Annotated in this window: 9 protein-coding genes; 3 read left to right on the top strand and 6 right to left on the bottom strand. The window is 72.8% G+C overall.

Going from position 1 to position 11,918, the window contains the following annotated elements; all coding sequences use genetic code 11:
• Positions 1 to 44: 44 nt before the first annotated feature.
• Complete coding sequence (locus AB0959_RS21475; protein ID WP_366828027.1) at positions 45 to 569, bottom strand: DUF1203 domain-containing protein; 525 nt, start codon at positions 567 to 569, stop codon at positions 45 to 47.
• Positions 570 to 682: 113 nt separating this feature from the next.
• Here AB0959_RS21475 and pepN point away from each other — a divergent pair, with 113 nt between their 5' ends.
• Positions 683 to 3,298, top strand: coding sequence for an aminopeptidase N (gene pepN / locus AB0959_RS21470; protein WP_366828026.1), 2,616 nt, complete (start codon positions 683 to 685; stop codon positions 3,296 to 3,298).
• A 144-nt stretch (positions 3,299 to 3,442) separates the two neighbouring features.
• On the opposite strand, the gene AB0959_RS21465 is transcribed toward pepN, so the two are convergent.
• Together AB0959_RS21465 and AB0959_RS21460 are read right to left on the bottom strand one after the other, a co-directional pair.
• Positions 3,443 to 4,723, bottom strand: a complete 1,281-nt coding sequence (locus AB0959_RS21465) for a M14 family zinc carboxypeptidase (RefSeq protein WP_366828025.1) — start codon at positions 4,721 to 4,723, stop codon at positions 3,443 to 3,445.
• A 293-nt stretch (positions 4,724 to 5,016) separates the two neighbouring features.
• Positions 5,017 to 6,069: an EamA family transporter gene (locus AB0959_RS21460; RefSeq protein WP_366828024.1), complete on the bottom strand. Its 1,053-nt coding sequence runs from the start codon at positions 6,067 to 6,069 to the stop codon at positions 5,017 to 5,019.
• Between the two features lie 155 nt (positions 6,070 to 6,224).
• On the opposite strand from AB0959_RS21460, the gene AB0959_RS21455 reads away from it, so the two are divergent.
• Positions 6,225 to 6,725, top strand: a complete 501-nt coding sequence (locus AB0959_RS21455; RefSeq protein ID WP_366828023.1) for a MarR family transcriptional regulator — start codon at positions 6,225 to 6,227, stop codon at positions 6,723 to 6,725.
• Positions 6,726 to 6,828: 103 nt separating this feature from the next.
• Here the strand turns inward: AB0959_RS21455 and AB0959_RS21450 are convergent, their stop codons facing one another.
• Complete coding sequence (locus tag AB0959_RS21450; protein WP_366828021.1) at positions 6,829 to 8,364, bottom strand: FAD-dependent monooxygenase; 1,536 nt, start codon at positions 8,362 to 8,364, stop codon at positions 6,829 to 6,831.
• A gap of 184 nt (positions 8,365 to 8,548) precedes the next feature.
• Here AB0959_RS21450 and AB0959_RS21445 point away from each other — a divergent pair, with 184 nt between their 5' ends.
• A complete protein-coding gene (locus AB0959_RS21445) occupies positions 8,549 to 9,172 on the top strand; it encodes a TetR family transcriptional regulator (RefSeq protein ID WP_366828020.1) in 624 nt (207 codons plus the stop codon).
• Between the two features lie 193 nt (positions 9,173 to 9,365).
• On the opposite strand, the gene AB0959_RS21440 is transcribed toward AB0959_RS21445, so the two are convergent.
• Together AB0959_RS21440 and malQ are read right to left on the bottom strand one after the other, a co-directional pair.
• On the bottom strand, positions 9,366 to 9,647 hold the full coding sequence (locus tag AB0959_RS21440; protein WP_366828019.1) for a hypothetical protein: 282 nt from the start codon (positions 9,645 to 9,647) through the stop codon (positions 9,366 to 9,368).
• Positions 9,648 to 9,725: 78 nt separating this feature from the next.
• Positions 9,726 to 11,843, bottom strand: coding sequence for a 4-alpha-glucanotransferase (malQ, locus tag AB0959_RS21435; RefSeq protein WP_366828088.1), 2,118 nt, complete (start codon positions 11,841 to 11,843; stop codon positions 9,726 to 9,728).
• Positions 11,844 to 11,918: the final 75 nt, after the last annotated feature.

Here is an 11,918-nt window from a genome sequence, read left to right as displayed (position 1 = left end):
CGAGCGCGGCGGGGGCGGAACCCCGCACCCGCGCATCCGGCCCCCTACCCCCTGCGCACCTCGTACAGAAAGCACCCGTACTCCACCGCCCTGACATGCACCACCGCCACCTCGGGATCGGCGAACGCCTCCTCGAACGCCTCCTCGAACGCCGCCTCGAAGGCCTGCTCGGAGCCCTCCTCGGACGCCACACCGCTCTCCACCAGCCGCCCCCCGACGATGCGCCCGTCGGTGGAGTACCGACGGACCGTACGGTGCGCCCTCGTGAACGGATGCCCCCGCCCGGCAGGGCCCTCGCATTCCTCCGCATGGATGAACACCGGCCCCTGTTCGTCATAAGCGCCCGGGTCCGCTCCCGTCTCCGCCGCCCAGCGCCGCAACGGCGCGTACGAGACGAGGGCGATCACGTCCCCCGGCTCACTGTGGCGCAGGCAGCAGCGGAGCGGAGCGCCGCCCTCCTGGTCGGTCACGGGAACCATCCGGCGCCCCGCATCGTCGGCAGAGCGCAACTCCTTCAGGGCCGCACGGGTGATGGGGCGCGAAACGTAGGTCGTCGTGTAGGTCGTCATGGGAACCAGCCTCACGCGCGTACGCCCTGTTCACCGGCGGGAAACGGACATCGCGTTCCCCGCGGGTCCCGTGGAAGGATGGCCGGGACCACACATACCGAGGAGATGACCGCGTGCCTGGCACAAACCTGACCCGCGAAGAGGCGCAAGAGCGGGCGAAGCTGCTCACCGTCGACTCGTACGAGATCGATCTCGACCTCTCCGGCGCGCAGGAGGGCGGCACCTACCGGTCCGTGACCACGGTGCGCTTCGACGTGGTGGATGGGGGCACCTCCCGCTCGAGCGAAGCCGAGAGTGGGGGAGGCGCGGAGTCCTTCATCGACCTGGTGGCCCCGACCGTCCACGAAGTGACCCTCAACGGGGACACCCTCGACCCCGCCGAGGTGTTCGAGGACTCCCGGATCGCCCTGCCGGGACTGCTGCAGGGGCGCAACATCCTGCGGGTCGTCGCCGACTGCGCGTACACCAACACCGGTGAGGGACTGCACCGGTTCGTCGACCCCGTCGACAACCAGGCCTATCTCTACACCCAGTTCGAGGTGCCGGACGCCCGCCGGGTGTTCGCGTCGTTCGAGCAGCCCGATCTGAAGGCCACCTTCCAGTTCACCGTGACGGCGCCCACCGGCTGGACGGTGATCTCCAACTCGCCGACGCCCGAACCCAAGGACGACGTCTGGGTCTTCGAGCCGACGCCCCGGATCTCCACGTACATCACGGCGCTCATCGTGGGCCCGTACCACTCGGTCCACAGCGTGTACGAGAAGGACGGGCAGAGCGTGCCGCTCGGCATCTACTGCCGGCCCTCGCTCGCCGAGTTCCTCGACTCGGACGCCATCTTCGAGGTGACCCGGCAGGGCTTCGACTGGTTCCAGGAGAAGTTCGACTACGCGTACCCGTTCAAGAAGTACGACCAGCTGTTCGTACCGGAGTTCAACGCGGGCGCGATGGAGAACGCCGGCGCGGTCACCATCCGCGACCAGTACGTCTTCCGGTCCAAGGTGACCGACGCGTCGTACGAGCTGCGCGCCGAGACCATCCTGCACGAGCTGGCCCACATGTGGTTCGGCGACCTCGTGACGATGGAGTGGTGGAACGACCTGTGGCTGAACGAGTCGTTCGCCACGTACACGTCGATCGCCTGCCAGGCCGCCGCGCCCGGCTCGCGCTGGCCGCACTCGTGGACGACGTTCGCGAACTCCATGAAGACGTGGGCGTACCGCCAGGACCAGCTGCCGTCCACCCACCCGATCATGGCCGAGATCGGCGACCTGGACGACGTGCTCGTCAACTTCGACGGCATCACCTACGCCAAGGGCGCGTCCGTGCTGAAGCAGCTCGTCGCGTACGTCGGGCAGGACGAGTTCTTCCGGGGCGTGCAGGCGTACTTCAAGGCGCACGCGTACGGCAACACGCGGCTCGGCGATCTGCTGGGGGCGCTGGAGGAGACCTCCGGGCGCGACCTGAAGACGTGGTCGAAGAAGTGGCTGGAGACGGCCGGGATCAACGTCCTGCGGCCGGAGATCGAGACCGACGCCGACGGGGTCGTCACCTCCTTCGCCATCCGGCAGGAGGCCCCCACCCTGCCCGCCGGCGCCAAGGGTGAGCCGACGCTGCGCCCGCACCGCATCGCGATCGGCCTGTACGAGCTCGACGACGACAGCGGCAAGCTGGTGCGCGACGACCGCGTCGAGCTGGACGTCGACGGCGAGCTGACCGCCGTACCGCAGCTGGTCGGCAGGCGCCGCCCGGCCGTGGTCCTGCTCAACGACGACGACCTGTCGTACGCGAAGGTGCGCCTCGACGAGCAGTCCCTCGCCTTCGTGACCGAGCACCTCGGCGACTTCGAGGCGTCCCTGCCGCGCGCCCTGTGCTGGGCCTCGGCCTGGGACATGACGCGCGACGCGGAGCTCGCGACCCGCGACTACCTCTCGCTCGTCCTGTCGGGCATCGCCAAGGAGTCCGACATCGGTGTCGTGCAGTCGCTGCACCGCCAGGTGAAGCTGGCGATCGACCTGTACGCCGACCCGGCCGCGCGCGATGTGCTGCTGACCCGCTGGACGGACGCCACGCTGGCCCATCTGCGCGCGGCCGAGCCGGGCAGCGACCACCAGCTGGCCTGGGCGCGCGCCTTCTCGGCGACCGCGCGGGAGCCGGAGCAGCTGGACCTGCTGGACGCCCTGCTGGAGGGCACGCAGACGATCGAGGGGCTGGCCGTCGACACCGAGCTGCGCTGGGCGTTCGTGCACCGGCTCGCGGCCGTGGGGCGCTTCGACGAGACGGAGATCGCGGGCGAGTACGAGCGCGACAAGACGGCGGCGGGCGAGCGTCACGCGGCCGCGGCGCGGGCCGCGCGCCCGACGGAGGCGGCGAAGGAGGAGGCCTGGGCGTCGGTCGTCGAGTCCGACAAGCTCCCGAACGCCGTGCAGGAGGCGGTCATCTCGGGCTTCGTCCAGACCGACCAGCGTGAACTGCTCGCTCCGTACGCGGAGAAGTACTTCGGGGCGGTCAAGGGCATCTGGGAGTCCCGCTCCCACGAGATGGCCCAGCAGATCGCCGTCGGCCTGTACCCGTCCGTCCAGGTCTCGCAGGCCATCCTGGACCGCACGGACACCTGGCTGACCGACGCCGAGCCGGGCGCTGCCCTGCGCCGGCTCGTCTCGGAGTCCCGCGCCGGCGTCGAGCGCGCCCTGAAGGCCCAGGCGGCGGACGCGGCGGCGCCCCAGGCGTAGTAGTGCCTGGCCGCAGGAGCGGGATCGGTCCGTGGTACGACGGATGAGCGGTCCGTCGTACCACGGATGAGCGGTCCGTCGTACGACGCTCAGGGGCGCCCGGTGGCTCACCGGGCGCCCCTCGCCGCTGTCAGCCGGCCGCCGTCAGCCGCCCAGCAGCATCCGCACCAGCCGCAGCATGATCTGCCCGTGCAGCGCGGTCTGGTGACGGACCGGCAGCCAGCGGACGCCGAAGGCGGTCTGGAACTCGCGGCACCATTCCCGCACCAGGGCGTCGAGCGCGTCCGCGGCCACCGCGTCGGTGGGCGGGTCGCCGAGGGCCTGGCGCAGCATCGCCGCCGCGCGCAGGGGGACGCGGCGGGCCGCGAGGTCGAGGGAGACGGAGTTGCCGACGGTGGTGGCGAGTCCGACGCCGCCGAGGTCGTCCGCGAGGTAGCTCTTCCAGGTGTCGGCGACTCCGGGACCGACACCGAGCAGTTCGCGGGCGGCCGACTCGTACGGCAGCAGCTCGGCGGCGACCGGTACGGCGCGGCGCCCGACGACGGCCTCCACCCGTTCGCTGCGCTCCAGCAGGGTCCGGCTCACCTGGGCGATGTTTTCTTCGGCGCCGGCCGTGGGCCGGGGGTCGGCGACGGCGTCCACGGCCCACATCGGTGCCTCGACCACGGCGGTGACGGTGCCGTACCGCATGGGGTAGGTCCAGGTCGCCTCGGAGGTGAAGCCGGAGGGGTCGCGCTCGTCGGCCGGTTCGGCGCCGGGCACCACGAGGACGCCCGGGCCCTCCACGAACCAGCCCAGGCCGTCGAAGGGCCGGTGCTCCACGGGGACCCCCAGGTTCGCCGCCACCTCACGGAAGGCGCGGGCCGCTCCGGGCACCCTTCGGGTCAACTGCAGGAAGGTTCCTCCTGCTTCCATGCCGTGCAGCGAGAACTGGACGGCGGGGCGCAGTTCGTCGAGCAGACCGACGAGCACGTCGGACTCGGGCAGGGGCGTCTCCGGCCGGCCCCCGAGCGGCCGGAACTCCGGCTGGCAGGTGAACTCCTGCCGGTAGAAGTACCGGTGGTAGCGCTCGACGCTCCACCCCGCCGTCGGCCAGCCGTGCCGCTGGCTGATGCTCATGCCGTCCGGGTCGAGGCAGAGCAGGAAGTGCCAGGTGCAGTCCAGGGCGTCGAGCACGCCCGGATCGAGCGCGAACTCCTCGGCGAGCCGGATCGCGGAGGCGCCGCCGACGGGTTCGTTGGAGTGGGCGCCCGCGACGGTGAGGACGTTCCGGCGCCCGTGCCCGACGGACAGCAGCCACAGGGGCCGCCCCGAGCGCGAGGCCCCGACGGTGCGCAGCCGGAGGGTGCCGGGGCGCGCGGCGGTCAACGCCCGGGCTTGGAGGGTCAGTTCCTCAAGGGTGGGATAGATCCCGGCGACGATCACCGGCCGGCCGAGGGCTCCGTGTGCTCCGTGTGCTCCGTCTGCCCCGTGGCCTCCGTCTCCCCCGTGGCCTCCGTCTCCCCCGTGTCCCTCGTATCTCCCATGTCCCCCGCGCCCCACATGGCCTGTGCGTCCTGTGCCGCCTCTGCGCATACCACCGCTTCGTATGCCACCTCTTCGCATGCCGCCCGCCCCGTCAGGAGCCCGTCGCGTCGCCGCGGCCCCTGGTCCCGGTTGGGTGCGAAGGGGAAGCCCCCTGCTTCCGCGAGGTGCTGATCACCGTCTTCGCAGTCACGTCAACTCCTTTGCCGAGCAGGAAGGTTGAGCGTTCCGGAGGGTTCACGTGCGGTCTCAGAGGTTCCCGAGCACACGCCCTGCCAAGGCTCGACTCGCGGGTTCGGGGTGTCAAGGGCACGTCCCTGGGGAGCCACGGGGTTCGAGGGAGCGAGGGGGGTCAGGGGCCTCCCGGGGGCCTCCGTGACGGAATGGCCGGTACGCGGCCCGAGTTGCCCGAGAACCGTCGCCCCGAACGCCAGCGCCATGCCCGCCAGCTGGACGGAGGTCAGCGCCTGTCCGAGCGCGGCCCAGCCGACGACGGCCGCGGTGAGCGGTGAGAGGGGCCCGAGGAAGGTGACCTGGGTGGCGCTGAGCCGGCCGATGCCACGGAACCAGAGCCAGTACGCGACCGCGGTGTTGGCCAGTGCGAGGTAGACGTACCCGCCGATCGCCCGGCCGTCCAGCGCGGGCGGAGCCCCTTCGACGAGGAGGGCGACGGGAGCCATCAGCAGCCCGCCCGCGGTGAGCTGCCAGGCGGTGAGGGCCAGCGGGCCGACACCCTCCGGCCGGCCCCACCGCTTGGTGAGCACGGTCCCGGTCGACATGGAGGCGGTGGAGGCGAGGGCCGCGAGGAAGCCGACGAGGTCGAGCGCGCCCGCCGCCCTCAGCACGACGAGACTGACCCCGAGGGCGGCGGCGACGCCGGTGAGCAGCGTGCGCGGGGTCGGGCGCTCGCCCAGCAGCACGGTGGCCAGCCCGGCGACGAACAGCGGCCCGACCGACCCCACGACCGCCGCCATACCGCCGGGCAGCCGGTACGCGGAGAGGAACAGCAGCGGGAAGAACGCTCCGATGTTCAGCGCGCCCAGGACCGCGGCCTTCCCCCACCAGACGCCGCGGGGCAGCACCCGGGCGAGTGCGAGCAGCAGCAGCCCGGCGGGCAGCGCTCGCACCAGGCCCGTGAACAGGGGGCGGTCGGGTGGCAGGAACTCGGTGGTGACCGCGTAGGTGGTGCCCCAGGAGACGGGGGCGAGAGCCGTCAGGGCTATGAGGGTGGGGCGGTTCGAGGTCATGGAGTACGCCCTTCACGGCGGGATGAGGTGACCGGTTCAGCTTGCCCATGGTTGGCTTGCTTGCGATTGCCTTGCTTGCGATTAGCTTAACGCTAAGCAACTTGACGTCAAGCCGCTTTCTTGCGGCCGACCGACACGCGGCCGATACTCGCCCCATGAACAACTCCCCCACGGACCCCGTCGACGCGATCATCGAGCAGTGGGCGCAGGTCCGGCCCGATCTGGACACCACCGCGATGGAGGTCTTCGGGCGCGTCTACCGGCTCTCGCGCACCGTGGGCGACCGGATGGACAAGGCGTACACGCGGTTCGGCATCGGGCGCGGTGAGTTCGACGTCCTGGCGGCCCTCCGCCGCTCGGGCGCGCCGTACACCCTGCCCCCCCGGCAGCTCTCGGCCACACTGATGCTCACCACCGGCGGCATGACCGGCCGCCTCGACAAACTGGAGCGCGCCGGGCTGCTCCGCCGCTCCCCCGACCCGCACGACCGGCGAGGCCTGCAGGTCACGCTCACCGACGAGGGGCTGCGGCTGGTCGACGAAGCGGTCCTGGCCGGTCTCCAGGTCCAGACGGAGGCGCTCTCCCACCTGAACGAGGAACAGGCCGGCCAACTGGCCGACCTGCTGCGTCGATTGGTGCTGGCTACGGGCGCGTAGCGCCTGACGGCCGCCGGGCCGGACAGGGCAGGGCAGGGCAGGGCAGGCAGCCGAGCCGGACAGGGCGGCTGTCGTGCCAGACAGCGCCGGTAGTCGGGCCCGGCTACCGGCCCACGGCGGCGGCCAGGGCGGCCTCGACAGTGGGGCCGTCCGCTTCCTCCGCGGCCCACGCCACGTATCCGTCGGGCCGCACCAGCACGGTCGTACGGCGGTCGCTCGCCCACCGTTCCACGGTGAGGCGGTCCTTGCGGGCTCCGTGGCCGTCGACGGTGTGCGGGTCGGACGACCGGGGCGTGATGAGGACGAACCGGCCGCCGCGCAGGGCCTCGTAGAGACGGCCGCTCTCCAGGGCGACGTCCGGGACGCGGGTGCCGGTGAGCCGGTGGGCGCCGCGGGATGCGGGGTACGAGAACCCGATGCCGGTGACCTGGCCGACCAGGTGGGTGCGGGCGGGGCCGACACGGTTGAGGAACGTGGTGAGTACGGCCCGGAACGCCAGCGTCCAGGGGTACTTGGCCATGGCCAGCCGGACGATGCCGCCGCTGCTGCGGAGCACGGACCTGCCGACCGGGTGGCGTTCGGCCTGGTAGGTGTCCAGGAGGGCGGGGTCCGCGTGGCCGCCGAGGACCGCGGCGAGCTTCCAGCCGAGGTTCGCGGCGTCCTGGAGGCCGGTGTTCATGCCCTGCCCGCCGGCCGGGGTGTGGACGTGCGCGGCGTCACCGGCGAGGAAGACCCGGCCGACCCGGTACGCGGGCGCCTGGCGCTCGTCGCTGTGGAAGCGGGACATCCAGCGGGCGTCGCGCATGCCGTAGTCACGGCCGAGGGCGAGCCGGGTGATCTCCCTGACCTCGTCGAGCTCGACCGGCTCGCTGTCCGGGACGTCACGGCCGCGGTCCCAGCCGATGACACGGTGGTAGCCGTCACCGAAGGGCGCGATGAAGGCGAACGCGTCTCCGGCGGCGTCCGCCGTGAGCAGTGTCTCGGGCTCCTCGTCGAGCCGTACGTCCGCGAGGACGACGGACCGGATGACCGACTTGCCGGGGAACGGCAGGCCGATCGCCTCCCGCACGGTGCTGCGGTGACCGTCGGCCCCGACGACGTACGCGGCGCTGAGGGCGTCCGGCTCACCTTCGCCGTGCGGACCGCGGACCTCGACGGTCACCGTGTCGCCGTGCTGCCGGATCCCGGTGACCTCGGTCTCGTACCGGAACCGCACACCGCACTCCACCGCGCGCCTCTCCAGCACCTTCTCCACCTCGTACTGCGGGATCACGAGCAGGTGGTTGAACCGGGACGGCAGCGTGTCCAGCCGTACGGTGAGCCGCGCGTAGAGCCGGATCCGGTCGAGCGTGGTGCCCCTCGCCTCCAGTTCACCGGCGAGGCCCCGCGCGTCGAGCTGCTCCAGGGTGCGGGCGTGCACGACGAACGCGCGGGACAGGTTGCTGATCCGGTGCGGGCGCTTCTCGACGAGCGTGACCGGGACGCCCGCGGCGGCGAGGTCGCCGGCCAGCAGCAGACCGGTGGGCCCGGAGCCGACGACGATGACGTCGCGGGGTGCGTCGCCCTGGGAGGCGAGGTCCCGGGGTGCGGTGGCGGGGTGAGGGGTGCTGGGGCGCGTCGGGTCTGCGGTGCCGGTCATGACGACCTCCTCGGGGTCAGCATTGGTTGGCCAACACCTGGTGGCCAACAACCGTTTGCCACCACTCGTTTGCCAACACCTGATTGCCAACATTTGTTTGCCAACATCTGTTTGCCTACGACCGTTCGCCAACATACGGCGACACCACTGGACCGTCAACAGGTGTTGGCCTACGCTTGTTGGCATGACCGAAACGGCACCCTCCGCCCCCGCCGACTCGCCCGGCCCACCGGGATCCCCCGCGCCCCGCCGCTCCGACGCCACGCGGAACGCGATCCTGGCCGCCGCGCGCGAGCGGTTCGCCGCCGACGGGTACGAGCGGGCCACCATCCGCGCGATCGCCAGGGACGCCCGGATCGACCCGTCCATGGTGATGCGGTACTACGGCTCGAAAGAGCGCCTCTTCGCCACGGTGCTCGACATCGACCTGCGGCTGCCCGAGCCGAAGGGGCTGGACCCGCGGGAGGTGGGCGAGGTCCTCGTGGGCCACTTCGTCGACCTCTGGGACGAGAACGAGGCGCTCACCGCGATGCTCCGGGTCGGCGTGACCAACCCGGCGGGGGCCGAGCGCCTGCAGGGCGTCTTCCGGGACCAACTGCTGCCGGTCGCCCGGTCCGCGTGCCCGGATCCGGAGCAGGCCGCGACCCGGGCGGCACTCACCGCCTCACAGATCCTGGGCATGGCGCTCACCCGCTACGTCCTGCGCTTCCCGCCCACCGTCGCCCTGACCCGCGAGGAGATCGTGAAGTGGCTGGGCCCCACGGTGCAGCGCTATCTCACGGCGCCGTACCCGACGCCGTACCCCTGAAGGCCCCAGAAGGCCCCAGAAGGCCCTAGAAGACCCCTGAAGACCCCGAACCACCCGAGACCGGAACAGAACACGGCAAAGGCACCCATCGCACACGCGTGCGATGGGTGCCCTCTGTGCTCTCGGCGCCCTCCGTGGAGGGCGGAAAAGCCGTGGCTGTGGACGACGGGCGGCCGTCAGGCCTTGGCGTCCGTCAGGCCTTGGCGTCCGCCTTCGCCTTGGGCTGGGCCTTGCCCTTGGCCTTCGGCGCGCGGTCCGTGGACCCGTCGAGGACCCACACCAGGCCCGCGATCAGCAGGAAGATCCCGATCGGCGCCAGAACGTAGAGGCCCAGCGTCTCGATCACCGACAGGCCGGGCCCCGGGTCGTCGCCGTCGTCGCGCGTCACCGCGAGCGCGGGGGACGACAGGAGCAGCATCATCAGCGTCGTACCGGCGGCCAGGGCGCCGGCGCGCAGGGCGTTCTTCTTGTCCACGGAGCAAACGTAGCGAACGTCGGAAAGGGCCGCGCGCCCGGGGTCCCGTACCGCGCCCCGGACCCGTACGAGGGCCGCTCAGGACTCGCCGTCGTCACCGCCCTGAGCCCCGCGCCCCCGCAACACGTCCACCAGCGCGTACAGCCGGGGCGAGGAGGCCAGGTCCTCCAGGGTCACCGGGCGGCCGTCGGCGTCGGCGATGGGCAGGCGCCAGTTGGGGTACTGGTCCCAGGTGCCGGGGAGGTTCTGCGGGCGGCGGTCACCGACGGCGTCCGGGAGCCAGAGGCCGACCATGCGGGCCGGGGTGCGCAGCAGGAAGCGGTGGACGGCCTGGATCTCGGCCTCCTCCGTCGCGGAGGAGATGCCTCCGCTCGCCCCCCTGAGCAGGCCCAGCCGGGCCAGGAGGGCCAGCCACTCGCCCGTGTCGGCTGCGGCCGCCGCGCGTTCCTCGTCCAGCGGGTGGGTCAGCAGGCCGAGGCGGTCACGGAGTTCGACGTGGTCGCCGGTCAGCCGGGAGGCGGTGGGCGGCAGGTCGTGGGTGGTGGCCGTGGCCAGGCAGTCCGCGCGCCAGCGCTCGGGCGGCAGCGGCAGCCCCGTGCCCTCCCAGTCGCGTTCGAACCACAGGACCGACGTGCCCAGCACGCCGCGCCGGTTCAGCGCCTCGCGCACCCCCGGCTCGACCGTTCCGAGGTCCTCGCCGATCACCAGCGCCCCGGCCCGCGAGGCCTCCAGCACCAGGATCGCGAGCATCGCCTCGGCGTCGTAGCGGACGTACGTCCCCTCCGTCGGCGCCTGCCCCAGCGGCACCCACCACAGCCGGAAGAGCCCCATGACGTGGTCGATGCGCAGGGCGCCCGCGTGCCGGAACAGGGCGCGCAGCAGCCGGCGGTACGGGGCGTAGCCGGAGGCGGCGAGGCGGTCGGGGCGCCACGGCGGCAGACCCCAGTCCTGGCCGCGGGCGTTGAAGGCGTCCGGGGGCGCGCCGACCGACATGCCGGCCGCGAAGTACTCCTGCTGCGCCCACGCGTCGGCGCCGCCGGGGTGCACGCCGACCGCCAGGTCGTGGACGAGGCCGATCGGCATCCCGGCGTCCCGCGCGGAGCGCTGCGCGGCGGCGAGCTGGGCGTCCGTGAGCCAGGCCAGACGGCTGTGGAAGTCGACGCGGTCCATCAACTCGGCGCGGGCGCGGGCGGTTTCTGGCGAGCGGGGGTCGCGCAGACCGGCGGGCCACCGGTGCCAGTCGGAGCCGTACGCCTCCGCGAGCGCGCACCACGTGGCGTGATCCTCCAGCGCCTCGCCCTCCTCGGCGAGGAAGTCGCAGTACGCCGCGCGCCGTCCGGGCCCGAGCGGTACGTCGCGGACGAGCTCCAGCGCCTCGCGCTTGGCCTCCCACACGGCGTCGCGGTCGATCAGCTCGCCGTCGCCGAGCACGGACGCGCGCAGCCCGGCACCCCGGTCCATCAGCGCACGGACGCGGCCCTGGTCGTCGGCGTACGGGAACTCGGGGACGTCCTCGACGCGCAGGTGCACCGGGTCGGGGTAGCGGCGCGAGGAGGGGCGGTACGGGGAGGGGTCGGTCGGGTGGCCGGGGACGCCCGCGTGGAGAGGGTTGACCTGCACGAATCCGGCGCCGAGCGCGCGACCGGCCCAGGCGGTCAGCTCGGCCAGGTCGCCGAGGTCGCCCATGCCCCAACTGCGCCGGGAGAGCAGGGAGTAGAGCTGGACGAGAAGTCCGTACGCGCGTCCGGGCGGCGCGGGCAGCCGGGGCGGGGCCACGACGAGGTGGGCGTCGGCGGTGCGGCCGTCGGGGGCGGTGGCGCGCAGGGCGTGCACGCCCGGGGGCAACTGCTCGGCGGCGGAGCGGAGTTCGCCCTGCTCGGTCTCGATGCGCAGGCGGGTGCCCTCGGGGAGTCCGGCCAGCTCGCCGGGGGCCCGTCCGCCCCAGCACACCACGGTCGGCGGCAACAGACGCTCCCGCAGCTCCCGTTCCCGTACGGCGAGGGACGCGCGCACGGCCCCAGGAGTGCTCGCGTCGACGTCCAGCGCCGCCAGGGCCGCGACGATCGCGGCGTCCGAGGCCGCGACCGTACGGTCCGGGGAGGGGCTGTAGGAGGTGGCGACCCCGTGCAGCGCGGCAAGCCGGGACAGCGGCGTCCCGTCCGGGGAGCCTGGCATCCCGTCCGGGGAGCCTGGCATCCCGCCCGGGGAGCCTGGCATCCCGCCCGGGGAGCCTGACGTCCCGTCCGGGGAGCCATCGGAGGCCTGGGGGCC

The organism is Streptomyces sp. NPDC046862, assembly GCF_040704615.1.
Lineage (GTDB): Bacteria > Actinomycetota > Actinomycetes > Streptomycetales > Streptomycetaceae > Streptomyces.
The sequence above is the reverse complement of the archived record's forward strand: the minus strand, read 5'-3'. Positions and strand labels throughout refer to the sequence as shown.